Consider the following 25,306-nt stretch of genomic DNA (forward strand, 5'->3'; position numbering starts at 1 on the left):
CTACACTGCCCGCGCGCGCACCTGCGCGCGGCTTCCCCTATTTCCACCCGGTCCCCGTACATGCAAAGAGTCTGGTTCAACAAAACATTTTCCTCGGTCGGCACGGCCATGCGCCTGATCCGCGAGGCCGATATGGCCGCGACAAGCGGTGCGCCCCGCTATCACATCGTGTGCAGCAATACGAACGCGCATGCGGCGGCCTTTTTGTCAGCCCACGAATATGCGGTCGAACCGTCGGGACTGACAGGCCTCAATTACGTCGAGTGGTGCCTGGAATTTTGCCGCGACCGGGGTATCACGATTTTCTGGCCCGGCAAGGAAGCGGGCCTGATCGGCAGCGCCAGCGCGCGCTTCGCCGCCCTCGGCACGCGCGTGCTGAGCGTGGCCAGTGAAGACACCCTGGCTTTGATGCACGACAAGGCGCGCTTCTGCGACGGCCTCGATTTGCCCATGGCGCGTCCGGCCAACTACCGTGCCGTCACCACCATCGAAGAATACGACGCCGCCTACGCCGAGCTGCGCCCGCTGCATCGCAAACTGTGCATCAAGCCTGCCGAATCCGTGTATGGCCTGGGCTTTGCCGTGCTCGATGAAGAGCGCACCAGCGCCCAGTTGCTGCTGGCCGGCGCCGCCTACCAGATCAATGCGCAAGAACTGCGCAGCGGCCTGGCGCAGATGGAAACGTTCAAGACCCTGCTGCTGATGGAATACCTCGATGGCCACGAATACAGCGCCGACTGCGTCGCCGACCAGGGCAAGCTCATTTGCGCCGTGCCGCGCAAGAAGCTGCACGTGGGCGGCAGCGGGCAGCTGATCGAACTGCGCGCCGACCTGCTGGCAGCCTGCGAAAAACTGGCGCGCGACTACCGCCTGAACGGCGTGTTCAACATCCAGTTCCGCGAGGGCGCCAACGGCCTGGCCTTGCTGGAGATCAACCCGCGCATGTCGGGCGGCATCGGCATGGCATGCGCGGCCGGTCCCAACCTGCCCTACCTGGCGCTGGCCGGTTTCGACCAGGGCTACGACAAACTCACAGTGCCCACCATCCGTGCAGGCATGCGCGTGGGCGAAGCCGCCTACGCCGTGGAGCTGCCATGAACATCATCAAGAAACAGATGCCCACGGGCGAGCTGACCTTGAAGGTGGACGAGGCGCGCTTTCCGCTCGACTGGCTGATCGGTTTTGCCGCGCGCGCCAACGCCAAGCGCGGCTTCCTGTTCCTCTCGAAGGTGCTGGGCAAGCACTGGCCCGTCACGCCGCGCGCCATGCAAGCCATCCACAACGATCTGGCGGCGCAGATTCCACCCAGCCTGCCCGGCCCCGTGGTCTTCATCGCCATGGCGGAAACGGCCGTCGGCCTGGGCCAGGGCGTGTTCGAGGCCTGGCTGCGCGCCAACCCGAATGGCAAGGCGCTGTTTTTGCACAGCTCGCGCTACCGCGTGGGCAGCGTGCCCTTCTTCGAATTCGAGGAATCCCACAGCCACGCGCCGCGCCAGTTTTTGCATTTGTCCGTCGCCGCCAGCGCCCTGTTTTCCACAGCCCGCAGCCTGGTGCTGATCGACGATGAAGCGTCGACCGGCAACACCTTCGCCAACCTGGTGCAAGTGTGCCGCGCGCGCTATCCGCAACTGGAAAAACTGCACCTGGGCGTGATCACCAATTTCATGGGCCAGGCCGCCAACGCGGGCCTGACGCAGCGTTTCGGTCTACCCACCAGCATAGGCGCGGCGCTCTCCGGCCACTACGCCTTCCAGGCCGGCGATGCGCCGGCGCCCGTGGCCGCCAGCGCGCAGCGCTTCGAGGCGAATGAAGAACGGGGTGCCAGCGCCGCCTTCGGGCGCATCGGCGTGGGACGCGCCCTCACGCCGCCGCAAGGCCTGGCAGTGCAACTGGCGCAGGAAATCGGCGCCGGCGACTCCGTGCTGGTACTGGGCACGGGCGAATTCATGCACCCCTCGTTCTTGCTCGCGCGCGAACTCGAAGCGCTGGGCAAGAACGTGGTGGTGCAATCGACCACGCGCTCGCCCATTTTGTCATGGGGTTCCGTCGGCCACATCGTCTGCTGCGACGACAATTACGGCGAAGGCATCGCCAATTATCTGTACAACGTGGCACCTGGCCAGTACCAGCACGTTTTCATCTGCCATGAAACCCCGGCCAGTCCGGCCCTCATGCAACTCGCCGGCCAATTGAATGGCCGCCTGTTCCACTTTCAGTCAGAGACCAAAATTGAAGAAATTCCTGTTTGTTGACCTGGACGACACACTGTTCCAGACCCCGAAAAAATGCCCGGGCGAGACCGACCTGCAAGCAGCCGCGTACCTGAAAAATGGTGATGCCTGCTCGTTTACGACGGCGCGCCAGCGCGCCTTCTTTGAGTTTGCGCAAAGCGGCATGACCCTGATTCCCGCCACGGCGAGAAATGGCGACGCCTTCCGCCGCGTCGACCTGCCGTTTACCAGCTACAGCGTGCTCGATTACGGCGGCATCGTGCTGCAGCCGGGCGGTGCGCTCGACGCGGGCTGGCTGGCGCTGATGCAGAACGACATGCAGACGGCGCTGCCCGGCCTGCAGGACGCCATGCGCATCATCGACGATTTTCAAATCAAGGCGGGCATGCCCTCGCGCGCGCGCCTGATCGAAGACTACAACACGCCGTTCTACATCGTCGTCAAGGACCATGAAGCACGCGGCGAACGCCTGGCCGACATCGAAGAACAGGTACTGCAGCAGTGGATCGCCAGCGAAGGGGCCGACTACTTCATCCACCGCAACGGCAACAACCTGGCCGTGCTGCCGAAGACCCTGAACAAGGCGCGCGCCGTGGCCTACCTGCGCGCGGAGCTGGAAGCCGAACATGGCCCCATCGTCAGCTTCGGCATGGGAGACAGCCGTTCGGACGCGCGTTTCATGGCGGCCTGCGACTACGCCATCATTCCCAACGGCACCCAGCTGGCGGCACTCACGGTGGCGGCGCTATGACCGAAGGCACGCAGCATTTCAGCGGCAGCTACCGCCAGGAAGACGTGCAGTTTCTGCTCACGCCGATGATGCTCGAACCCATCCTCGACCTGACCGAAAAAGAGCGCTTGATCCAGTCGGGCCAGCGCCACTACAGCGAAATGCTGTCGCCGGAATGCCTGCCCTCACCCGCCTACCTGGCCCTGTTCCAGAGCGCGTTTGCAGCCAACCGCCTGCAGATGGCGCGCGACTGCCTACGCCTGGCGGCCCTGATCGCGGCACGCCGCACTGGCCCCATCACACTGGTCTCGCTGGCGCGCGCGGGCACGCCCGTGGGCGTCATCCTCGGTCATTTGCTGCGCCAGGTCTTCCAGCGCGCATGCTGCCATTATTCGGTCTCCATCATCCGCGACCGCGGCATCGACGCGCAGGCCCTCAAGCACATCCTGGCGCAGGGACACAGCGACGCTTCCATCGTCTTCATCGATGGCTGGACGGGCAAGGGCGTGATTTCGCGCGAACTGCGCCAGACCGTCAATGATTTCAATGCGGCGCAGGGCACGGCGATTGACGGCGGCCTGTTCGTGCTGTCCGACCTGGCCGGCACGGCCGCCTGCGCCGCCTCGTCCGGCGACTACCTGATCCCGTCGAGCATTTTGAATGCCACCGTCTCGGGCCTGGTCAGCCGCTCCGTGCTCAATGACAGCATCGGCCCGGACGACTTCCATGGCTGCGTGTACTACGCGCAGTTCGAGCAGCACGACCAGTCGCGCGATTTCGCCGATGGCTTGGTGGCCGACGCCATGGCGATTGCCGCCAGCAGCGGCATCCCGCTGGCCGAAGCGAGCGATGCGCCAACCATGGCGGCCCGTTCGCAAGCCTACATGGCCCAGGCGCAGCAGCAATACGGCATCAGCGACATCAACCTGATCAAGCCAGGTATAGGCGAAGCGACACGCGTACTGCTGCGCCGCGTGCCCGAGCGCCTGATCGTGCGCGACACAAATGCGCCGGACGTGGCACATTTGCTGCTTCTGGCACAGGAAAAAGCCATACCGGTCACCGTAGAACCGGCGCTGCCCTACCAGGCGGTCGCCCTTATCAGGAGCGCAGTCGATGGATAACAACTCCCTACACCCACAAAGTGAACACAAGGCGGCGCTGGGCGCCTCCATGTATGTGCCGACCACGCACAAGGACTTGCTGGCGATCGCCAATGGCGACAAATTCAGCCATTTACGCTCGGTGATCCTGTGCACCGAGGACGCCATCGCCGAGCGAGATCTCAGCTACGCGTTGTTCAACCTGTCGCTGGCGCTGCAAAACATGTGCGACGAATCGGATACCTTGCGCTTCGTACGCGTGCGCAATCTCGAGGTGTTGGCGCGCGTGCTGGCCATGCCCGGCGCCGAAAAATTGAGCGGCTTCGTGCTGCCCAAGTCCACGCGCCACAACTTCGCCGCGTATTTCGAGCTGGTGCGCCACACGCACCATTTGCTGATGCCAACCCTGGAAACGGCGGAAGTGTTCGACGACGAGGAAATGAAGCAGTTCCGCCTCATGCTGTCGGCGCCGGAAGTGCGGCGCCGCATCCTGGCCCTGCGCATTGGCGGCAACGATCTGTTGGCCCTATTGGGCCTGCGCCGTCCCACCAGCGGCACCATTTACCAGACGCCGCTGGGGCAGGTCATCGGCCGCCTGGTCACCATCTTCAAACCGCACGGCTTCCAGCTGACGGCACCCGTCTTCGAGCACCTGTCCCAGGGCAGCTGGCTGGACGCCGAAGTGGCGCAGGACATGGCGCACGGCATGATCGCCAAGACGGCCATCCACCCGGACCAGGTGCCGCAGATCGAGCGCCACTACCAAGTGGCGCAGTCGGACATCGAACTGGCGCTGCGCATCATCGACCCGGACAGCCCGGCCGTGTTTCGCATGCAGGAATCGATGTGCGAAGTGGCGACCCACTCAAGCTGGGCGCAGCGCATCATCGAACAGGCGCGCCTGTTCGGCATCCGCCATGCGGCCGACGGCGCTGCGGCGCCCACCCCCCATTTGCATCACTCCTTAAATACTCAACTCTCCAGCGACGAAGGGACTGCACGACCATGACCAATTTCACACGCGGACAAAAAGGTAAACTGGCTGACCTGGGCTTGAATGGCCCATTTGCAGTCACGCTCGATATCGCTTCCGGCTCGATGGAAGTGGACGTCAGCTGCTTCGGCGTCGATGCGGCAGGCAAGCTGTCGGACGACCGCTACATGGTGTTCTTCAACCAGAAAAGCGCGCCGGACAACGCCATCACGGTGGACTTGAACGGCCCCCGCTCCACCTTCCAGCTGGACCTTTCCCGCCTGCCCGCCTCGATCGACAAGCTGGTGTTTACGGCAGCGACGGAACAGGGCAGCATGCGCGCGCTGGGCAACTCCAGCATGGCGCTGGGCCAGGCGGCCACGTTTGCCTTCACGGGTAATGACTTCCAGGACGAGAAAGCCGTCATCATCGGCGAACTGTATCGCCGCGACGGCAGCTGGCGCTTCGGCGCCGTGGGCCAGGGCTTTGCAGGCGGCCTGGCGGCGCTGCTGAAACACTTTGGCGGCAGCGAGGCGGCTTCTTCGTCCCCTGCTCCCGTGTCCACGCCAGTAGCGCCCCCACCACCAGCGGCGAATAAAATCTCGCTGTCGAAGATCCGCCTGGAAAAGCGCGGCGACAAGATTTCGCTCGACAAGCGCGATAGCGGCGGCTATGGCCGCATCCGTGTCAACCTGAACTGGAACCAGAACGCGGCGCAAGGCCAGGCACCCGCTTCGAAGCTGGACACGGGTTTCCTCGGCAAGCTGTTCAACAAGCCGGCCGGACGTTCGGGCGGCATCGACCTCGATATCGGCTGCCTGTTTGAAATGAGCAATGGCAGCAAAAGCGCCGTACAGGCGCTGGGCAACAGCTGGGGCGCGTACGACCGTCCACCCTACATCCATCTGGAAGGCGACGACCGCACGGGCAGCATCAGCAGCGGCGAAAACATCTTCATCAACGGCACCCATTTCGACCAGATCAAGCGCGTGCTCGTCTACGCTTTCATCTACGAAGGCGTGCCGAACTGGGCCGCGACGGATGGCATGGTGACGATCGAGATTCCCGGCCAGCCGACCGTGGAAGTACGCCTCGACAGCGACAGCCAGCACGCCATGTGCGCCATCGCCATGCTGGAAAACCACGGCGGCAACCTGCAGGTGACAAAATTGGTGGAATACTTCGGCGGCCAAGGTAAAATCACGGCGCACCAGGCCATGGACGAGCGCTACAATTTCGGCTTGAACTGGAAAGCCGGCCGCAAGGACTAATCCTTTTACCTAGACAACCCAACCATGACCCCTACGACCAAAAAAGTCACCTTCGCCTTCGTCATCTTCCTCGTGGCCGGCTTCCTGCTGATCGCCGCCTACACCTGGATGGCCCTCAGCTTCTCGTACTCGGAAGGCGAACGGGCGGGCTACCTGCAGAAGTTCTCCAAACGGGGCTGGATCTGCAAGACATGGGAGGGCGAATTGCTGCTGACGGCATTGCCGGGCACCATCCCTGAAAAATTCCAGTTCAGCGTGCGCGACGATGAGGTGGCGAAGCAATTGTCAGCCGCTGCCGGCAAACGCATCCTTGTCACCTACAGCCAGCACAAGGGCGTGCCGACGCAATGCTTCGGCGAGACGGAATATTTTGCCGATAAAGTCGTATTGAGCCAGTAATAAGACAGTAATAAGACCGCAAGTCCAGCAGTCCCGCGCCGGCCAGCCCTTCCAGGCCGGCGCTTCCCCTCCCCTCCAGCCACCGATCCACTGCCAGCAAGAAATGCATGGCGCGGATGGCGCACCTCACACATTCTCACTTTCTTATACACTAGAGCAATTAGTTCTGACTGAGACATTTCACCAATGTAGTAAATGTGCGCGATTATTGCGCTATCGCATGACACCCAGCCAGCCGACCTTCAGCCTGCATCATCACCGGAAATTTCATGCGCATCCGCCACTCTTTCCTGGCCTTGTTGGCCGCCTCGCTTCCCCTGTCCATCCAGGCACAGGACTTGTCCGGCATGGCCGGCGCCCTGAGAGTCAACTCGACCAATGAGCGCACCTTTGTCGCCGCCGTCAGCTACACGCAGCCGGTGGGCAATTACAACGCGGTCAGCCTGTCGTATATCAACGAGGGGCATCCGGAAGACCATCACCGCGACGGCATGGCGGGCCAGGTCTGGCTGCGCACGAAAAAAGTGGATCAGGGCCTGATGCTGGGTGCGGGCATCGGCCGCTATTTTTTCTTCGACACAGCCAAGACGGACGAGGCGCCGCACAATTTCGACAATGACCACGGCTGGGGTTCCATCGTCAGCCTGCAGGCGCGCTGGCAATTCGACAACCGCTGGTATGCGCAAGCGCAAATCAACCGCATCCGCCCCAGCGGCAAGGACAACACCACGCACCTGCTGGTGGGCGCCGGCTACCGCTACGACGGCGTGCCGGGCGCCAAGCTGCACTTGCAGAACTGGGCGCACGACGACACATTGACGCTATCGACCGGCCACACCATCGTCAACAGCTTGCGCTCCGAGTCCTCGCGCCCGTTCACCCTGGAATACCGGCGCGCGGCGGGAAAATACGTGGACTGGACGGTCACCGCCCTCGACGAAGGCAGCACGGCGCTGGCGCACCGGCGCGGCACGGCCGCCCAGTTGTGGCTGATCCGCTCACTGAATGAAACGGTGGAATTCGGCATGGGGGGTGGTCCCTACCTGGCGTGGGATGGGCGCGACACCCAGGGCCACAGCACGCGCCTGACAGGCTTGCTGTCGGCCACGGCCCGCTACCACGTCGACCGCCGCTGGGTGGCGCAAGTGGCGTGGAACCGCGTCGTGACGGATTACCACCGCGATGCGGATGTAATTTTGGTGGGGGTGGGGAGAAAGTTCTGATGGAAAAACGTAAAAAATCTCGCTCTTCCACTAAAGTAACGATACCGAACAAAACCGTAGCGAGCGGCAGTGATTTGTGGCCGAGAAGCGCAACCGTACTCTAGTACGGTGAGCATCGCCGGGCGCAAAGCGCGCCGCGCAGTAGGTTTGGTTCGGTATCCTGCCTAGCGCGAACGCCAGACGGCACCTGCCTCGTTAGGCTGCGTCAAGCGCTCGATCACTTCGCGCGTCAGGCTGGCCGAGCTGACTTGTTCGGCTTTCGCGCGGGCGGCGGTCAGCGAGCTGGAAAAGACGGTTTGCGGTTGTTCCAGGCTGGCGCGCAGGGCCGCCAATTCGCGCTCTTGCTGCTGCGCGCGGGCCGTGTCCAGTTCCAGCAACTGCTGCTTGGCGACCGCCATCGCGCGCGTGGTTTCAGCCGCCTTGCGCTGCAGGGCTGCGTGGGCCTGGGCACTGGCCAGCAAGGCTTGCTGCGCGGCGAGCTTCTCGCTGGCAGCCTGCTGCGCGGCCCGTTCCAGTTGTTCGCGCTGGCGCATGGCGTCGAGCGCTTGCTGTTCCAGGGTGGCGCGCGTTTCAGCGGCTGCCGTCGCCTGCTTTTCCGCTTCCAGGCGGCCGGCGATGGCTTGCGAGGCGCGTTCTTCGGCACCGCTGGTCTGGCGCTGCTGCACCAGTTTTTGCGCGATCAAGGCCAGCGACTCGCGTTCGGCAGCGATAAAATCGCGCTCGGATGCCAGCAGCGCATCGGCTGCCAGGGCTTTTTCTTCTTCCACGCGGGCGCGCTCGCTATGCACTTGCCCTAGTTCCACGGCCAGGCGTGCCTGCGCCTGCACGGCTTGCGCGGCAGCGGCTTTCTGCTCGCCTTCGACCAGCGCCTGGTCCATCAGGATACGGATGGCGTCCGCTTCTTTTTGCGCCGCTTCCCGCAAAGCCTGTTCGGCGGCGTGCTGGCGGCGCAGCAGTTCGGCTTGCGCGCCTTCGGCGGCGATGCGTTCCTGCGCCGTGTTGAACGCCAGCGCTTCCGCTTTCAGTTTCTCTTTCAAGGCGACGAGGGCGGCTTGTTCGGCGGCCATGCGCCCCTGCTCGGCTTGCAGCAGGTGCTGCGCCTGCTGCGCTTTTTCCTGTGCCAGTTGCGATGCCTGTTCTTGCACAGCCAATGTAGCCTTGCCGGCATCGACCGCAGCCTGCTCGGCGTCATTCTGGCTGGCGGCCAGTTCCGACGCCTGGCGCGCCAGATCGGCGCGTTCGTGCGCCAGGCTGGCGGCGCGCTGCTGCTCTTCCAGTTCGCGGACGGCTGCCACGGCGGCGGCCTGCTCGGCCGCTTCGCGGGCCTTGGTTTCTTCGAGGGCTGCCGTTTCCGCCTCCAGCTTGGCGTGAGCGGAGATTTCCGCATCCTGTTCGGCGGCCACGCGGGCCAGCGCCACGGCACGCAACTGGCGGTCCACCTCGATGCGCGCCTCGGTGGCGGCCAGGATGCGCACGTCGGCATCGCGGCGCGCCTGCGCGCTGGCGACCGCGACCATTTCCAGGCGCTCGCGGTGAATGGCCGCGTCGCGCAATTCCTTTTCCGTTTGCAGGCGCAAACGCAGGGATTGCGCGGCATGGCGCTCCGATTCCGCCTGCGCCAGCGCGATGGCTTCACGTTCCTGTTCCAGGTGCGCCAGCGCGCGCGCTTCTTCCAGCGCGCGCACTTCGGCGGCGGCGCGGTTGAAAGCCGATTCCAGCGCGATCTGGTCGGCGCGCTCGCGCTGCACCGTCAAGTCCAGCGCTTCGCTTTCCGCTTCGGCCAGCATCTGCGCCGTCTGGCGCGCACCGTGCGCATGACGCTCGCGTTCACGCGCCAGCACGGCGACGCGCGCGTCGGCCGAGGCGATGCCCACCATTTCTTCCTTGGCCGCCTGCACGGCGGCGACGCGCTCGACGGCTTGCAGGCGCGCCTGCTCCGTCTGCACTTGCAATTCCTCGGCGGCGCGGGCGGCCTGCTCGGCCAGCTCCGACTGCACGGCCACCTGCTCGCTGGCGCGCAAGCGGTTTTCCTGTTCGGCGCGCGAACGCTGTTCGGCGGCCAGACGGATGGCATTGTCGGACTCCACGCGGGCACGCAGTTCGGCCGTCTCCTGCTTGACCGCTTCGAGCCGGGCCACGCTGGCTTGCGCGGCGGCGCGCATGGTATCGAGACGTTCGCGGTTGGCGGCAATTGCTTCTTCAGCCGCCTGCGCATTTTGCTGTGCGGCGGCAGCGGCGGCCGCGTCGATGGCGGCGCGGTCCTCGGCCAGCGAGCGCACGCGCGCCTCGGCCAGCGCGCGGCTTTCGGCGGCGCAGGTAGCCTTCGCTTCCGCTTCCACGCGGGCAATCGCTTCGTGGATCGCTTTCAATTCCATTTTCTGGCGTTCGGCAGCCGGCGCCTTGCTGTCGGCTTCAACTGCCACCTCGGCTTGCGGCTCGGGCATAGAGATGGAAGAAGCGGCAGGAGTGGCAGGGGTGGCAAGGGTGGCAAGAACCGGCGCCGGCGCCTCGGCCTTGCGCTCCAGATCCTTGAAATCATGCAGCGAGACCATGCTGTCCTGGTCGAACTCGTCGTCGGCGGAATACGCGACGGTGAGGGAAACGGCCTGGCGCTGATTTTGCTGTGCTTGCATGATTTCTCGCTTATTCGGGTGAATTCCATTGCTTATAGGAATTTATTAGCACCATTATCGAACAGGCATGCACAAATCAGCGCGGCAAGAAGAGCGACTTTTACCACGCTTTTCGGGGGTTCAGGTCAAACAGGCCACAATGGCGCCTCATCCATCAAGGCCACCTGCTCGCGCAACTCCAGGATACGGTCCTGCCAATAGCGCTGCGTGTTAAACCACGGGAAGGCGACGGGGAAGGCGGGGTCGTCCCAGCGGCGCGCCAGCCAGGCCGAATAATGGATCAGGCGCAGGGTGCGCAACGCTTCGACCAGGTACAGCTGGCGCGGGTCGAAATCGCAAAAATCCTCGTAGCCGGCCAGGATGTCGCTCATCTGGCGCACCATGTCGCCCCGCTCGCCCGACAGCATCATCCACAGGTCCTGGATGGCCGGGCCCATGCGGCTATCGTCAAAATCGACGAAATGGGGGCCGGCATCCGTCCACAGCACGTTGCCGCCATGGCAGTCGCCATGCGTGCGCAGCACGGCCACGTCGCCCGCGCGGTCATAGCAGCGCTTGACGCCATCGAGCGCCTGCTGCGCCACGCTGGAATAGGCGGCCAGCAGTTCGGGCGGCAGGAAATTGCCCTCCAGCAAGAATTCGCGCGGCTCGACGCCAAACGTCTGGTGATCGAGCGCCGGGCGTTCCTTGTACGTGGACAGCGCGCCGACGGCGTGGATACGGCCGATGAAGCGCCCTGTCCATTCCAGCGTCGCCGGGTCGTCCAGCTCGGGCGCGCGTCCACCGTGGCGGGGGAAGACGGCAAAGCGGAAGCCCTGGTACTGGTGCAAGGTGCTGCCATTGATCTCCAGCGCCGGCACGACCTGGATTTCGCGCTCGACCAGCTCGGACACGAATGCGTGTTCTTCCAGGATGGCGGCGTCGCTCCAGCGCTCGGGGCGGTAAAACTTGGCCACCAGGGGCGCGCTGTCTTCGATGCCCACCTGGTAGACGCGGTTTTCATAGCTGTTGAGCGCCAGCAGGCGGCCATCGCCGCGCAGCCCCACGCTATCGAGGGCGTCGAGTACGCAATCGGGGCTCAGGGCGGAAAAGGGATGGACGGGCCGGTCGTCCTCGTGCGGCTGGTTTTCATTGTGCATAAGCGACATTGTAAGGCGCGCGCGCGCCGCCGGTGCAAACACTTCGGCGGCAAGCTGCAGCAAAGCGTATACTGATGCCTTACACTTAATCAAAGAGCAAGCCATGCAACTCGAACAGCCATTATCAGAAAAAGAATTCGACGAATTAGACCAATTCCTGTTGTCGGAGCGCTGCTCCGAGGACGCGATGACCATGGATATGCTGCACGGCTATCTGACGGCCGTCGCCATCGGCCCGGAACCGATCATGCCGGCCGAGTGGTTGCCGCGCGTCTGGGGCGAAGATGCGGAAGATGCGCCGAAATTCAAGAACAGCAAGGAAGAAGAGCGTATCGTCAACCTGATCATGCGCTTCATGAACGAAGTGCTGGTGACGTTTGAAGTGGCGCCGAAGGAATTCGAAGCCCTGTTCGTCGAGCACGACTACGAAGGCCAGACCCTGATCGACGCCGAAGCCTGGTGCTGGGGCTTCTGGGACGGCATGGAACTGCGTCCTGGCTCGTGGAGTGAAATCTGGGATTCCGAAGTGGCCGAGCTGATGCAGCCGATCTACCTGCTGGGCGCCGACGAAATCAAGGAAGAAGAACTGAAACTGGTGGAAGACCCGGTCAAGGCGCACAAGCTGGCGCAGGAACTGGAAGCAAACCTGCCGGCCATCCACCGTTTCTGGGTACCGCGCCGCAAGGCTCCCGTGCAAACCATGAAGCGCGAAGAACCGAAAGTGGGCCGCAACGACGACTGCCCTTGCGGCAGCGGCAAGAAGTTCAAGAAATGCTGCGGCGCCGAGCCGGCAGCCGAGTAATCGCGCAATTGCATCTCCCTCTGCGCCGGCGTCCTGCCGGCGCAGCGCTGGCGTTGGCCCACGGGCTATAATCGCCGCATGAAACTTCCTGACCTGAACCTGCTCGTCGCCCTCGACATCCTGCTCGAGGAAGGCAGCGCCGTGGCTGCCGCGCGGCGCATGAACTTGAGCGCACCAGCCATGAGCCGCACCCTGGCGCGCATTCGAGACGCCATCGGCGACCCCGTTTTCGTGCGCTCCGGGCGCGGCTTGATGCCCACCCCGCGCGCGCTGGAATTGCGCGAGCAGGTGCGCGGCGTGGTGGAGCAGGCGCACGCTGTCTTCACTTCCGGCCGAGAAATCGACCTGCGCACGCTGCAACGCACCTTCAGCCTGTGCGCCAACGACGTGTTTGTCGGCGCCTACGGCGGCAAACTGCGCGACCTGCTGGCCAGCCATGCGCCGAACACGGTGCTGCGCTTCGTGCCCGAAGGCGATGGCGCCACAGAAAACGACGCCCTGCAGTCAGGTCGCATCGACCTGTACATCAGCGCGCGGCGCGCCTTTGCGCCCGACATCAAGCTGCAGCATCTGTTTTCCAGCGGCTTTGTCGGCATCGCCCGCAGCGACCACCCGATCTTCGACAGCCCCATCAACCTCGACAGCTTTACCGAATACGAACATATCAGCGTCTCGCGGCGCGGCCTGGCGCGCGGCCCGTTCGATACGGCCCTGGCCGAGCGGGGCTACACGCGCAGGGTGTCGCTGATCACGCCCAATTTTCAGTCGGCCATTTTCGCCGTGGCCGATTCGCGCCTGCTGCTGCCGCTGATGCCCACACCCCTGCTGCCCATCGTCGAGCGCTTGGGCTTGAAGCTGCGCACCTTCCAGCTGCCCATCCCCGTCGACAGCGTCGACGTGTTCCAGGCCTGGCACCCGCGCCTCGACCACGACCATGCGCACCGCTGGCTGCGCCGCATGATCAAGGAGCTGTGCACGGGGTCAGGCCCATAGGGTTCGCCACCAATCATCATTGCGTCTGACGCAAGTCAGACTTCATCAATGATCAATTTTCACAAGATTAACGGCTACCTATACTGCGTGGACTGATTCTCATCCACGGAGTTCCCTGTGTCTGCTGTAATGCTACCCGGCGCCGTCCCGACGACGGTGCCGCCCCCTTCCCCACCACCGGCCACGCCACCTGCACCCGCCATCTTCGGCCCGCGCCTGGCCACGGGCCTGGCCGGCGTTCTGCTGGCCGTGCTGGTGTCTGGCCTGAATGAAAACATCACCAAGGTCGCGCTGGCCGATATCCGCGGCGCCATGGGTATCGCGCGCGATGATGCCAGCTGGCTCGTGGCCCTGTATGCGGCCGCCTCGGTATCGGCCATGGCGTTTGCGCCATGGTGCTCCGTCACCTTCTCGCTGCGCCGGCTGACGGCCGCCGCCATCATCGTCTGTATGGCCGCCGGCGTGCTATGCCCGTTCGCGCCGAATCTCTCCGTGCTGATCATACTGCGCGTGGTGCAGGGCGCGGCTGGCGGCGCCCTGCCGCCCATGTTGATGACAGTGGCGCTGCGCTTCCTGCCGCCGAATATCAAGCTGTATGGCCTGGGAGGCTATGCGCTGAGCGCCACTTTCGGCCCTAGCCTGGGCACGCCGCTGGCCGCCTTCTGGACCGAGTACCTGGGCTGGCAATGGGCGTTCTGGCAAGTCGTCCCGGGCAGCATCATCGCCCTGCTGATGGTGTCCTGGGGCTTGCCGCAAGACCCGCTGCGCCTGGAGCGCTTGCGCCAGTTCGACTGGCGCGGCCTGCTGCTTGGCCTGCCCGCCATCAGCATGCTGGTGGTCGGCATGCTGCAGGGCGAGCGCCTGGCGTGGTTCGCCTCGCCGCTGATTTGCGTGCTGCTGGGCGGCGGCCTCCTGCTGCTGGTGCTGTTTTTCATCAACGAGTGGTCGCATCCGCTGCCATTTTTCAAGCTGCAGTTGCTGTCGCGGCGCAACCTCAGCCACGCACTGCTGACCCTGGGCGGCGTGCTGTTCGTGCTGCTGGCCGTGATCTTGATCCCCTCGTCTTACCTGGCGCAGGTGCACGCTTACCGTCCACTGCAAACGGCGCCCGTGATGCTGATGGTGGCGCTGCCGCAGTTGATCGCCCTGCCGCTGGTGGCCGCCCTGTGCAATATCCGCGCCGTCGACTGCCGCTGGGTACTGGCCATCGGCCTGGCCCTGCTGGCCCTGTCCTGCGTGCTGGGTGCGCGCATGTCGCCCGACTGGATACGTACGCACTTCTACCTGCTGCAAGCGGTGCAGATCTTTGCGCAACCCATGGCCGTGATTCCCTTGCTGCTGCTAGCCACGACGGGCCTGGCCCCGCAAGACGGTCCTTTCGCCTCGGCCTGGTTCAACACCATCAAGGGCATGTCGGCCGTCGTCGCCACCGGCGTGCTTGATGCGCTGATCACACGCCGCAACCATTTTCATTCGACGGTGCTCACTGAACGCCTGGGCAACCTGCCTGGCGCCGTGGATGTGGCGGGCCTGGGTCCTGGCCTGAGTGCGCGCATGCATGCGCAAGTCGTCACCCTGACCTCGTCCGACCTGTACCTCATCGTGGCCGCCATCGCGCTGGCCATGATCCTGATCATCCCCATCTTGCCGACGCGCGTCTATCCGCCGCGCGCTGCTTGAGCCTTACTTCTTGAGTTTTCATTTTTACGAAAGAGCCTCACCATGACTGTCCCCATCCTGCGCTCGCGCGCTTTTATTCTCGGCCTGGCCCTGCTGGCCTGTGCCCTCGCCTTTTGCGCCTGGCAACTGCTATTCGCCCGGGGCGACGAACAAACCACCGACGACGCTTTTGTCAGCGCCGACTACACCGTGCTCTCCCCAAAGGTGGGCGGCATCGTGCGGGAAGTGCTGGTGGAAGACAACCAGACTGTCAAGGCGGGTCAGCTGCTGGCGCGCATCGACGACCGAGATTACCAGACCGCCGCCGCCTCGGCCCGCGCCGAGGTAGCCGGCGCCGAAGCGCAGTTGGTCTATGCCCGCGCCACCTTGCAGCGCCAGCAATCGGTAATCGAGCAAGCCACCACCCTGGTCGACGCCAACCAGGCGGAAGACAAACTGGCGCAGCAGGAACTGGCCCGTTCGCAGCACTTGGCCGGCCAGGGCGCGGGCAGCGTGCAAAACGCGCAGCAGGCGCAATCGCGCTTCGACGTGAGCCGCGCGCGCCTGGCGCAAAACCGCGCCGCCCTGGTCTCCACCCGCAAGCAGACGGAAATTTTGCAAGCGCAGCAAGGCGCGGCCGAAGCGGCCTTGCTGCGCGCCAGCGCCAGCCTGCAACGGGCCGAACTTGATTTATCGCATACGCAGCTGCGCGCGCCCATCGACGGCATCGTGGGACGCCGTGCGGTGCGCATCGGCGCCCTGGTAGCTCCCGGCGCCAGCCTGATGGCCGTGGTGCCCTTGAACCGCAGCTTTGTCGTCGCCAACCTGCAGGAAACCCAGCTGACCCACGTGCGCCAGGGCCAGCGCGCCAGCATCGCCATCGACGCCTATCCGGGCATGCTCCTGCACGGCACGGTGCACAGCATCGCGCCGGCCACGGGCGTGACGTTTGCCGCCATTGCGCCGGAAAACGCCACCGGCAACTTCACCAAGGTGGTGCAGCGCATCCCCGTCAGGATCGCGCTCGATCCGGGCCAGGACGGCGACAGCCGTCTGCGCGTGGGCATGTCGGCCGAAGTGCGCATCGATACGGCCATGCGCCGTCAACATCTGCAACAGGTGAGCGCGCGATGAAAGCACTGATACTCGTCACGGCCCTGGGCCTGGCCGGCTGCGGCAGCGTCGGCAGCGATTTCCAGCACCCGGCCAACGATCTGGGACAGCAATGGCGCCAGGCGGAGGATGCCCGTTTTGCGGCGGCACAGGATGGCGCCATCGAGCAGCGCTGGTGGGACAGCTTTGGCGACGCGACCCTGTCGTCCTTGCTGCAGCGCGCCGCCGGCGCCAACCTCGACGTGCAGGCGGCAAGCAGCCGCCTGCAACAAAGCCGCGCCGCGCGCGGCGTGGCCGGCGCCGCGCAAGGCCCGTCCCTGGGCGCAAATGGCGGCTATGGCCGCGCACGCAACAGCGAACAAGGCTTGAGCGACCCGTCGCGCAACAACGGCCAGTCGGCCTACAGCCTGTGGCAAGGCAATCTCGATGCGGCCTGGGAGCTGGACCTGTGGGGCCGCGTGCGACGCGAGGTGGAAGCGGCTGACGCGCGGGTCGACGTGGCCCTGGAAACGCAGCGCGGCGTGCTGCTGGCCGTGCTGGCCGAAACGGCGCGCGACTACATCGAATTGCGCGGCGCGCAGCAAACGCTGGCCATCACGCAGCAACTGCTCGATATCGCCCGCCATACCCTGGACCTGACCCGCATTCGCCTGCGCGAAGGCGCGGCGACGCAGCTCGACGAGGCTGAAGCGGCCGCCCACGTGGCCAGCATCGAAGCGCGCCTGCCGCCGCTGCAGCAGCGCGAAGCGCGCCTGGGCAATGCCCTCGCCCTCTTGCTGGCGCTGCCGCCGCAGTCCCTGCAGGCGGAACTGGCGGTCGGCAAGGATATTCCGGCCGTGGCCATGCAGGTGCAACTGGGCGTGCCGAGCAGCCTGGCAGAACGGCGTCCCGACATCCGCCGCGCCGAAGCGCAGCTGCACACGGCCACGGCCAGCGTCGGCGTGGCGCAAGGCGATTTTTATCCACGCATCATGCTCTCGGGCAGCGTCGGCCTGCAGGCGATGCAACTGTCCGACATCGGCTGGGACGCCAAACGCTTTGCCTTCGGCCCCGGCTTCAGCATGCCCCTGTTCGACGGCGGCCGCCTGCGCGGCAATCTGCAATTGCGCGAGGCGCAGCAGCAGGAAGCGGCCATCGCCTACCGCCAGACGGTGCTGGCCGCCTGGCACGAGGTGGAAGACGCGCTCTCGGGCTACCAGGCCAACGCCCGCCGCCAGGCCAGCCTCGATGAAGCCGTCAAACAGGGTCGGCGGGCGCTGGGCAGCGCGGAACTGCAATACCGCCAGGGCGGCACGGACTTGATCAATGTGCTGCATGTGCAAAACACTTTATTGAACAACGAAGCGGCGCTGGTCGACAGCCGCGCCACCGCTTCGCTGTCGCTGGTCCAGGTCTACAAGGCGCTGGGCGGCGGCTGGCAAGCATTTTCAACCACATCGCAAGGAAACACACCATGAAACCGCATCCCGCACACTTCTCCATCCACGACGTCAACGACTTTCCCATCGTGCGCTTTCGCCCTGAAACGGCCGTCGACGGCTATGCCCCGCTGTGGGAAAACGACATGGACGCCCTGCTGCGCCATGGCGAACCGTTCGTCATGCTGTTCGAAGAGGAGCGCAGCGATGAAGCCCACATCGACCGCAAGCGGCGCGGCCTGTGGCTCAAGCACAACAAGGTAGCGCTGGCCGCCCTTTGCCGGGGCCTGGTATCGGTCGAGGCGGACGCGGAACAGCGCGCGCGCCTGCAGGCGATGGCGGCCGGCGCCATGAAGGCCTTTGGCATCGTGCAGGAAGTGGCCGCCACGCGTGAACAAGCCGAGGCCCTGATGGTGTGGCTGCTGGGCAGCGGCCAGATGGCGCGGCCGCGCGCGGCGGACGTCTGGTGAGTGAGTCCGTCAGGCTGCCTTGCGGACCGCACTTCTGGCAGGGATGACGCACACGTCGCCGTCGCTGTTGGTCGCCGTCGTCAGGGCGATGCAGTACAGCGCGGCCAGCGCGGGCACGGCGCCGGCATCGCTGGCGATATCGGCGACCAGCTGGCCGGAGCGCACCAGCAGCAGCCGCTCGAAGCCCAGCAAGGCGTGATTGATGTCGTGCAGGATGGCGATGACGGCGTGGCCGCGCGCGGCGCAAAACTGCTGCAGGCTATCGAGCAAATCGAACTGCAGGCCGGGATCGAGCGCCGCCAGCGGTTCGTCGACGAGTATCAGTCCATCCTGTACGTCCCACATCTGCGCGAAGATGCGTGCCAGCTGCACCCTGGCCTGTTCGCCGCCGGACAGGGTGTCCAAACGACGGCCCAGCAGATGCGCGGCATGCGCCAGGGTGGCCGCCTCCTGCACGATCTGCTCCAGTTGCGGGTCGACCAGGCGCGCCACCCGCCCCAGGCCGATCACCAGCGCGCACTGCAGTCCGAAGGCCACGCTCGATGCCTGTGGCAGGACGGCGCGCCGCAGGGCCAGTTCGGCCACCGGCCACTGCGCCAGCGGCCGGCCGGCAAATACCACCTTGCCCGCCTGCGGATGCAGTTCGCGCGCCATCAGTTTGAGCAGGGTCGACTTGCCCGCGCCGCTGGGGCCAAGCATGGCGATGCGTTCGCCCGGACGCACCTGCACGTTGAAGGGGCCGAAATACTGCTGGCCCAACTTGGTGGTGGCGAAGGAGAGTTCCAGCAAGGGTGTCATGTTCATCTCTAGGCGGTGGCGTGGCGAAAACGCCGCAACAGCATCAGGAAGAAGGGTCCGCCCAGCAAGGCCGTGAAGATACCGACGGGGACTTCCGCCGGGATGGCGACCGTGCGCGCCAGGGTGTCGGCCAACAGCAGCAGCAAGCCGCCCATCAGCATCGCCAGCGGCAGCACGCGGCGCTGATCGGCCCCCAGCCAGGTGCGCACCAGGTGCGGCGCGATCAAGCCGATGAAACCGATGCCGCCGCACCAGGCGACGGCAAAGCCCGTCAGCACGGCCACCAATACGATGACCTGCGTGCGCAGCCGGCCCACGTCGATGCCCACGTGCAACGCTTGCGCCTCGCCCAGCGCCAGCGCGTTCAATGAGCGCATCAGGAAACGCGTGGCCCACAGCGCGCCGGCCAGCACCAGCAGCAAAGCCGCCACCTGGCGCCAACTGCCGGCCGACAGCGAACCGAGGGTCCAGAAGGTCAGGGTGCGTAACTGGTCGTCGCTGGCCAGGTAGATGCACAAGCCCATGACGGCCACCGTGATGGCGTTCAGCGCCACGCCCGTCAGCAGCAGGCCGACGATGGAGCCGGGCGTGGCCCAGCGGGCGACGCGGTCGAGCAGCACGCAAATGAGCATGGCGCCGGCGAACGCGGCCCCCGGCAGCAGCCACACGCGCAGCTCGGGCGCCACGTGCAGGCTGGCGGCAAAGACGATGGTGGCCGCCCCCGCGCAGGCGGCGCCGCTGCTCACGCCCAGCAGCCCCGGGTCGGCCAGCGGATTGCGAAACAGCCCTTGCGTCAGGCCGCCGGCCAGCGCCAGCGCGGCGCCGATCAGGATGGAGAACAGGGCACGCGGCAAACGGATATGCCACAGCACATACGCGCCGCCGGACAGCGACTCATCGCCCGCTTGCCAAGGCGCCAGCCAGTCGGCCAGGCTCACCGGCACGGCGCCCGCCTGCACGGCGATGAGCAAGCCGCAAGCCAGTGCCGCGGCCAGCAGCCCGCCGGCGCTCCAGCGTGGCCAGCGCCAGGACACTGCCGGCGTCATCACGCGCGCGTTCATGCCGCCATGGCTTTGGCGAAGGCGGCATCGAGTTCGGCCAGCGCCTGCGGCATGCGCGGGCCAAAGCCCAGCAGCAGCATGGCTTCCTGCGACACGATGCGGTGCCTGCGCCCGGCCGGCGTCTGCGCCAGGCCTGGCAATTTGAGGATGCCGTCCACGCCGCCCGAAGCCTTCAAGCCCTGGTCCGTGACGAGCACGATATCGGGTCGCGCGGCGATCACGGCTTCCGGCGTAAGGGGTTTGTAACCGGAAACTCCACCCTGTCCGCCCATCACATTGACGGCGCCCGCATACGCGAGCATGGCGTCGGCACCCGTCTCGCGCCCGCCCACCATCACCTGGTTCGGCGCATGCGCCAGGATGAAGAGCACGCGCACGGCTGATTGTACCGGTGATCGGCTGCGCTGGCGCACCCTGGCCAGGGCGCCGTCCCACTGCTGCTGCAAGACGTGCGCCAGACGCGCGGCAGGATCGGGCCGGCCCGTGATCTGGCCCACCTGTTTCACGCGTTCAAGCAAGCCTTCGAATTTGTTACTCGCGTTCAGCACCGCCACCGGCACGCCCGCGTCGCGCACCTGGCGCAGCACCGCTTGCGGCCCCGCTTCCTCGGTGGCGATCAGCTGCGTGGGCGCCAGCGACAGCACGCCCTCGGCCGACAAGGTGCGCGCATAGCCCACCTGCGGCAGCTGTTGCGCCACGATCGGATACAGCGAGGTGGTATCGACGCCCACCAGTTCGCCCTGCGCCTCGAGCGCATAGACGATTTCCGTCAGGGCGCCACCCACGCTGACGATGCGCCGCGCCTTGACCACCGGCTTGCCGGCCTCGCTGACGGCGGCCAGCACCTGCATCGGCGCAGCCAGCGCCAAGGCTCCCGCCCCCATTTTTTTCAGCGCGATGCGGCGCGCCACGCTGGCGGCGATCATGCGGCGCATAGTTCGCCCTCCTGCACCACGCGCTCGACGATGTGGCGCCATTCGCACAACTCATGCACGCCCGGCTTGCGTTCGCCGAAGAACATGACGATGGTGTCGCCCCTGGCGTCGAACAGTTCCACGGACGTCACCAAGCCATCGACGGTGGGCTTTCTGACCACCCAGGCGCTGGCGATATGGTCTTCGCGCAAGTGCAGGTTGAAGCGCGTGTCGAGGACATTGATCCATGGCCCCATTACGGCGATCTTGTGCACGGGGCCAGAATGGATCTGGATCATGCCGGCATTGCCGACGAAGGCCATGATGGACACTTTTTCAAGGGCGGCGCTGTTGAGCAGGTCGAGCACGCAGGATTTGTCGAGCTGCTGCACGAAGCGTGCCTCGGCCAGGCGCAGGCCTTGCAGGCGCGAGACCGAATATTTTTTCAGCACGGTGAAAAATTCATGCGTGTCGCGCAAGTCGGCCCAGGCGGCGCGAAAGCCGGCCACATCGATCTGCGCGTCGGGCAGTTCCGCTGGCGGGGCCACCGGCGCCGTCACGGCGATGCCGGCCGCCTGGTTCGCGTCGGCAAAATGCCTCACCAGCGCGTCGTAGGCGGCAATGTCGCTTTGCGGCTTGAGGAAAATCTTGTGCACGGCATGGCCGGCCGCATCGAAAAATTGCAGGCTGCGCTGCACTTCGTGCTCGCCCCCTTTTTCGTTCACCTCGCGTACGGCAAAGCCATGCGCCCACTGGCGGTAAAACACGCGCAGGTCGATTTCGCCACCGAGCACCAGGCCGACATGGTTGTTGTGGCTGGCTTTTCGATAGACGCCCGTCTTTTCATGCACGCACGAGGCGTTGCGCGTCAACGCCATGACTTCGCCCAGCGGTTCCAGCGCGGCGATGATGGCGGGCCAGTCAGCCTGCAGGCGCTCGGCGCCCAGCAAGGCGCCATCGTCCAGCGACAAGCCGGCGTGCGCGGCAATCAGCTCGCCTTCGGCAATGCCCAGTTCCTCGGCGATGTCACGGTGGCGGGCTTTTTTCTCGCGGCGCAGGCGGGCAAATTCGCTGGCGACCAGCTGGGTATTGCAAATGGGGAACGTGCTCAACACGGTGTCTCCTTTCAAGGCGAACACTGGCTGGCATGGGCTGGCTGGTGGTGGGGGAATCTTGACGTCAATTATAAATGAGAATCATTCGCAATCAAGGCTTATTTATGTGAAAAAAATTACGCGAAAAAAAAGCGCCGCGACAGGAAACCCGTCGCGGCGCAAAGGAGACCGATCGGTATTGCCGATCAGTTCAGGAAAAAAGGTCAGGCGCTGGCCTGCACGGCCGGCATGGCTGCCGCCTTAGGCGCGGGGCGCTGCGCCAGCAAGACCACGGCGGCCAGCACCATGGCACCGCCCAGCAATTGCGTGCCGCTGACGGATTCTTTCAGCAAGGTCACGCCGAAAGCCATCGTGATGACAGGTTCAAACGTGGAAATGATGGACGCCTTGGCCGCACCGATTTGCGCCACGCCGGCAAAGAAGGCGGCAATGGCGATGGCCGTCGAAAACAGGGCGATGGCGCTGACGGCCAGCCAGCCCGTTGCCGTGCCCGGCAAGGACACACCTTGCCACAAGGCTATCGCGCTATTCGACAAGCCGGCCGTGCCCAGGATCACCACGCAAGCGGCCAATGGGTGAATATTCTCGCGGCTTTTTGACAGGCTGTTGCCAAACAGGATGTACACGGCGTACACGCCGGCGGCCATCAATGCCAGCGCGATACCGATGGGCTGGCCCTGCAGCTTGCCGCCCAGGGTGATGCCCATGCCGGCAATCGCCAGCGCCATCAGCACCAGCATGCGCCGGTCCAGCTTTTCCCAGCCCAGCGCCAGTGCCAATATCGTCACCAGCACGGGATACACATACAGCAGCATGCCGCACAGGCCGCTGCTGGCATACAGCAGGGCATTGAAATAGCCTTGCGACTGGGCCGTATACATCAGACCCATCAACATGTAGCCGGCCAGCAGGCGGCCGCGCGGCAAACGCCAGCCGCCCAGCCACACAAGCGGCAGCAGCAACATGGCGGCGATGACGAAACGCAAGGCCAGCATGGTCGACGGGTTGACCCCGGACGCATATGCCGCCTTGGCAAACACTGCGGAACTGCCGAAACCGGCGGCCGACAGCAACACCAGCGCAACAGCGCGGCGATCAGACATGACTAACCTCTTCAAATAAATCGGGTAGAACGAAGAACAAGGCGGGCTGTCCGGAGCGCCTCTGCGGGCGATCTCGTTCCTGGCTTGGGATGCTTGCGCGAAAAATCCTGCATTAATCATATTGCGGGTCACTTCACGCATAGACGGCATCATATTCGCTTGCGCAAAATGAAACAAACCAATATTCTTCACGGATAGGCCAAATAATACTGAGGCTCAATTCTCTTGAAGAGTGCCATGTCACGTCCCTTGCCCCCACTCGCCGCCCTGCATGCCTTTGAGGCGGCTGCCCGCCATGAAGGCTTCCAGCGCGCGGGCGAAGAATTGCATGTTTCGGCCGGCGCCATCGGCCACCACGTGAAACAGTTGGAAGCGTGGCTGGGCGTCGTGCTCTTCCAGCGCCTGCCGCGAGGCGTGGTGCTCACCAGCGCCGGCCAGCGCTATGCGGCCTCGCTGGGGCCCATCCTCAACCAGCTGGCCGAGGTGTCCGAGCAAGCACGGCGCCAAGGCGATGACAAGGTGGTGACGGTAACGGCCACCAGCTCGCTCGTCTCGCGCTGGCTGATGCCGCGCCTGGGCCGGCTGCGCGACCGTTATCCGCAGATCGAATTGCGCGTGCTGGCCTCGATGCATCCGGTCGACCTGGCACGCGATGGCGTGGACGTGGCCATCCGCCTGGGGCCGGGCCGTTATCCGGGCTTGAAAGTCGATTTATTGATGGAAGAATGGTTTTCCGCCGTCTGCAGTCCCGGCTTTCGCGCCAACGCGGCCAGCCTGCGCCAGCCCGCCGACCTGCTGCGCTACCCGCTGCTGCACGACGAACCGGAAGTGCACCTGCCCGGCGAAATCGACTGGACGCGCTGGCTGCACAGCTGCGGCGTGCATTACAGCGGCAATAGCGGCAACAGCGGCGCGCGCTTTTCGCACACGTATTTATGCCTGGACGCGGCCGCCAGCGGCCAGGGCGTGGCCATCGCCGCCAGCCCCCTGATCGGCGACGACCTGCGCTCGGGCCGCCTGGTGCGCGTATTCGAACACGCGGTGCGCGGCCCCCACTGCTATTATTTGCTGCGCTCACCCCAGGCGGAAACGCGCCCGCTCGTGCATGCGTTCTGCGAATGGCTGATCGCCGAGGCGCGCGCCGACCAGGAAACCGTCTGGCCCACCGTGGAGACAGCATGAGTCGCCGCGAACTGGCGCGCAGCGCCGAATATATAGTCCAACATGAATATGAACAGGCCAGCATGACGGCGGCCGATGGATGGCGGCAAGAGCTTGGCGAATTCTATGGCGACCCGACCGTGGCCTTGATCGACATCAATGAACAATGGTGCGCGGTGGCGGGCGAGGGATTGGTGCTGTGTCGGCTGGGTCAGCCGTTCGGACGGTGTGCGGAATATTTCCGCCAGCCAGGCGAAACAGTGTGGATCACGGACTTGCGGCAAACGGGGCCGTTTGCGCTGGAATGGCAAGGCGAGGATGGCGTTTGGTCCGCCCTCGCCTTCAACACAGGCGAGGATTTTATAATTTAATAAAATGCTCGCGGTAGTATTTCAGCTCTTCAATCGATTCCAGGATGTCGGCCAGGGCCGTGTGTTTCTGGTGTTTCTTGAAACCGGTGGCGATTTCCGGCTTCCAGCGCTTGCACAGCTCTTTCAATGTCGATACATCAACATTGCGATAGTGGAAGAACGCTTCCAGCTTCGGCATGCCACGCACCATGAAGCGGCGGTCCTGGCCGATGGTATTGCCGCACATGGGCGATTTGCCTGCTGGTACGTATTTCTTCAGGAACGCGATCAATTCCGCTTCCGCCTGCGCTTCCGTCACCGTCGACGCTTTAACCTTGTCGATCAGGCCGGAGCGGCCATGCGTGCCCTTGTTCCAGGCATCCATCTTGTTCAGCGTTTCATCCGATTGATGGATCACAAACACGGGGCCTTCGGCCAGCAGGTTCAAATGCATATCCGTCACCACTACCGCCACCTCGATGATGCGGTCGGTATCGGGTTCCAGGCCCGTCATTTCCATGTCGACCCAGACCAGGTTCATCTCATTTGGACGTGCCGGAACAACGGGTGCAGCGGTGGATGCGGAGGTGGGTGCAGAGGTGGCTGCAGTTAAGTCGGTCGCTTGTGACATAATTCTCTCTTGGCCT

24 protein-coding genes are annotated in these 25,306 nt (G+C 64.7%); 16 read left to right on the forward strand and 8 right to left on the reverse strand.

All coding sequences use genetic code 11. The annotated features are described in order from the left end of the window. The first annotated feature begins 60 nt into the window (after window positions 1-60). From ACQ4W7_RS27535 to ACQ4W7_RS27570, 8 genes are all read left to right on the forward strand, one after another. Window positions 61-1,098, forward strand: coding sequence for an ATP-grasp domain-containing protein (locus ACQ4W7_RS27535; RefSeq protein WP_426074807.1), 1,038 nt, complete (start codon window positions 61-63; stop codon window positions 1,096-1,098). Continuing rightward, window positions 1,095-2,252 (forward strand): phosphoribosyltransferase domain-containing protein, encoded by a 1,158-nt coding sequence (locus tag ACQ4W7_RS27540; protein ID WP_436534857.1) that lies wholly within the window; start codon window positions 1,095-1,097, stop codon window positions 2,250-2,252. The genes ACQ4W7_RS27535 and ACQ4W7_RS27540 overlap by 4 nt, the downstream gene beginning before the upstream one ends. After that, window positions 2,230-2,982 (forward strand): HAD family hydrolase, encoded by a 753-nt coding sequence (locus ACQ4W7_RS27545; protein ID WP_426074809.1) that lies wholly within the window; start codon window positions 2,230-2,232, stop codon window positions 2,980-2,982. The genes ACQ4W7_RS27540 and ACQ4W7_RS27545 overlap by 23 nt, the downstream gene beginning before the upstream one ends. After that, on the forward strand, window positions 2,979-4,085 hold the full coding sequence (locus ACQ4W7_RS27550; RefSeq protein WP_436534859.1) for a cysteine protease StiP family protein: 1,107 nt from the start codon (window positions 2,979-2,981) through the stop codon (window positions 4,083-4,085). Before ACQ4W7_RS27545 ends, ACQ4W7_RS27550 begins: the two co-directional genes overlap by 4 nt. Further along, window positions 4,078-5,073 (forward strand): HpcH/HpaI aldolase/citrate lyase family protein, encoded by a 996-nt coding sequence (locus ACQ4W7_RS27555; RefSeq protein ID WP_426074811.1) that lies wholly within the window; start codon window positions 4,078-4,080, stop codon window positions 5,071-5,073. The genes ACQ4W7_RS27550 and ACQ4W7_RS27555 overlap by 8 nt, the downstream gene beginning before the upstream one ends. Then, window positions 5,070-6,308: a TerD family protein gene (locus ACQ4W7_RS27560; protein ID WP_436534861.1), complete on the forward strand. Its 1,239-nt coding sequence runs from the start codon at window positions 5,070-5,072 to the stop codon at window positions 6,306-6,308. Before ACQ4W7_RS27555 ends, ACQ4W7_RS27560 begins: the two co-directional genes overlap by 4 nt. Window positions 6,309-6,332: 24 nt before the next feature. Continuing rightward, window positions 6,333-6,707 carry a DUF8785 domain-containing protein gene (locus ACQ4W7_RS27565; RefSeq protein ID WP_436534863.1) on the forward strand — a complete coding sequence of 125 codons (375 nt, stop codon included), beginning with the start codon at window positions 6,333-6,335 and terminating at the stop codon, window positions 6,705-6,707. 269 nt (window positions 6,708-6,976) lie between these two features. After that, window positions 6,977-7,930 carry a hypothetical protein gene (locus ACQ4W7_RS27570; protein WP_436534865.1) on the forward strand — a complete coding sequence of 318 codons (954 nt, stop codon included), beginning with the start codon at window positions 6,977-6,979 and terminating at the stop codon, window positions 7,928-7,930. A gap of 164 nt (window positions 7,931-8,094) precedes the next feature. On the opposite strand, the gene ACQ4W7_RS27575 is transcribed toward ACQ4W7_RS27570, so the two are convergent. Beyond that, the gene (locus tag ACQ4W7_RS27575; RefSeq protein ID WP_436534867.1) at window positions 8,095-10,563 is read right to left on the reverse strand and encodes a coiled-coil domain-containing protein; all 2,469 of its coding nucleotides are present in this window, start codon (window positions 10,561-10,563) and stop codon (window positions 8,095-8,097) included. 125 nt (window positions 10,564-10,688) lie between these two features. Further along, a complete protein-coding gene (locus ACQ4W7_RS27580) occupies window positions 10,689-11,702 on the reverse strand; it encodes a serine/threonine protein kinase (protein WP_436524964.1) in 1,014 nt (337 codons plus the stop codon). A 103-nt stretch (window positions 11,703-11,805) separates the two neighbouring features. Here ACQ4W7_RS27580 and ACQ4W7_RS27585 point away from each other — a divergent pair, with 103 nt between their 5' ends. The 6 genes from ACQ4W7_RS27585 to ACQ4W7_RS27610 all read left to right on the forward strand — a co-directional run bounded on the left by ACQ4W7_RS27585 (window position 11,806) and on the right by ACQ4W7_RS27610 (window position 18,157). Continuing rightward, the gene (locus tag ACQ4W7_RS27585; RefSeq protein WP_071078834.1) at window positions 11,806-12,504 is read left to right on the forward strand and encodes a UPF0149 family protein; all 699 of its coding nucleotides are present in this window, start codon (window positions 11,806-11,808) and stop codon (window positions 12,502-12,504) included. A 78-nt stretch (window positions 12,505-12,582) separates the two neighbouring features. Continuing rightward, complete coding sequence (locus ACQ4W7_RS27590) at window positions 12,583-13,497, forward strand: LysR family transcriptional regulator (protein ID WP_426074817.1); 915 nt, start codon at window positions 12,583-12,585, stop codon at window positions 13,495-13,497. A gap of 117 nt (window positions 13,498-13,614) precedes the next feature. Next, window positions 13,615-15,177 carry an MFS transporter gene (locus ACQ4W7_RS27595; protein WP_426074818.1) on the forward strand — a complete coding sequence of 521 codons (1,563 nt, stop codon included), beginning with the start codon at window positions 13,615-13,617 and terminating at the stop codon, window positions 15,175-15,177. 42 nt (window positions 15,178-15,219) lie between these two features. Next, the gene (locus ACQ4W7_RS27600; protein ID WP_426074819.1) at window positions 15,220-16,290 is read left to right on the forward strand and encodes an HlyD family secretion protein; all 1,071 of its coding nucleotides are present in this window, start codon (window positions 15,220-15,222) and stop codon (window positions 16,288-16,290) included. After that, window positions 16,287-17,726 (forward strand): efflux transporter outer membrane subunit, encoded by a 1,440-nt coding sequence (locus tag ACQ4W7_RS27605; protein WP_436534870.1) that lies wholly within the window; start codon window positions 16,287-16,289, stop codon window positions 17,724-17,726. Before ACQ4W7_RS27600 ends, ACQ4W7_RS27605 begins: the two co-directional genes overlap by 4 nt. Continuing rightward, complete coding sequence (locus ACQ4W7_RS27610; RefSeq protein WP_426074821.1) at window positions 17,723-18,157, forward strand: hypothetical protein; 435 nt, start codon at window positions 17,723-17,725, stop codon at window positions 18,155-18,157. Before ACQ4W7_RS27605 ends, ACQ4W7_RS27610 begins: the two co-directional genes overlap by 4 nt. Before the next feature lie 9 nt (window positions 18,158-18,166). On the opposite strand, the gene ACQ4W7_RS27615 is transcribed toward ACQ4W7_RS27610, so the two are convergent. From ACQ4W7_RS27615 to ACQ4W7_RS27635, 5 genes are all read right to left on the reverse strand, one after another. Then, window positions 18,167-18,955, reverse strand: coding sequence for an ATP-binding cassette domain-containing protein (locus ACQ4W7_RS27615; protein WP_436534872.1), 789 nt, complete (start codon window positions 18,953-18,955; stop codon window positions 18,167-18,169). A gap of 8 nt (window positions 18,956-18,963) precedes the next feature. Beyond that, window positions 18,964-20,016 carry a FecCD family ABC transporter permease gene (locus tag ACQ4W7_RS27620; protein WP_436534874.1) on the reverse strand — a complete coding sequence of 351 codons (1,053 nt, stop codon included), beginning with the start codon at window positions 20,014-20,016 and terminating at the stop codon, window positions 18,964-18,966. After that, window positions 20,013-20,951, reverse strand: a complete 939-nt coding sequence (locus ACQ4W7_RS27625; protein WP_436534876.1) for a heme/hemin ABC transporter substrate-binding protein — start codon at window positions 20,949-20,951, stop codon at window positions 20,013-20,015. Before ACQ4W7_RS27625 ends, ACQ4W7_RS27620 begins: the two co-directional genes overlap by 4 nt. Continuing rightward, a complete protein-coding gene (locus tag ACQ4W7_RS27630) occupies window positions 20,939-22,042 on the reverse strand; it encodes a hemin-degrading factor (protein WP_436534905.1) in 1,104 nt (367 codons plus the stop codon). Before ACQ4W7_RS27630 ends, ACQ4W7_RS27625 begins: the two co-directional genes overlap by 13 nt. Window positions 22,043-22,248: 206 nt before the next feature. Continuing rightward, entirely contained in the window at window positions 22,249-23,148 is a 900-nt protein-coding gene (locus ACQ4W7_RS27635; RefSeq protein ID WP_436534878.1) for a DMT family transporter, read from the reverse strand. A 237-nt stretch (window positions 23,149-23,385) separates the two neighbouring features. Here ACQ4W7_RS27635 and gcvA point away from each other — a divergent pair, with 237 nt between their 5' ends. Beyond that, a complete protein-coding gene (gene gcvA, locus ACQ4W7_RS27640) occupies window positions 23,386-24,330 on the forward strand; it encodes a transcriptional regulator GcvA (protein ID WP_436534880.1) in 945 nt (314 codons plus the stop codon). Next, a complete protein-coding gene (locus ACQ4W7_RS27645; protein WP_436534882.1) occupies window positions 24,327-24,680 on the forward strand; it encodes a hypothetical protein in 354 nt (117 codons plus the stop codon). The genes gcvA and ACQ4W7_RS27645 overlap by 4 nt, the downstream gene beginning before the upstream one ends. On the opposite strand, the gene orn is transcribed toward ACQ4W7_RS27645, so the two are convergent. Continuing rightward, entirely contained in the window at window positions 24,670-25,290 is a 621-nt protein-coding gene (orn, locus tag ACQ4W7_RS27650; RefSeq protein ID WP_436534884.1) for an oligoribonuclease, read from the reverse strand. The two genes, ACQ4W7_RS27645 and orn, sit on opposite strands and share 11 nt — an antisense overlap. Between the last annotated feature and the right edge of the window lie 16 nt (window positions 25,291-25,306).

This window comes from Janthinobacterium algoris (assembly GCF_051380935.1).
GTDB lineage: Bacteria > Pseudomonadota > Gammaproteobacteria > Burkholderiales > Burkholderiaceae_D > Janthinobacterium.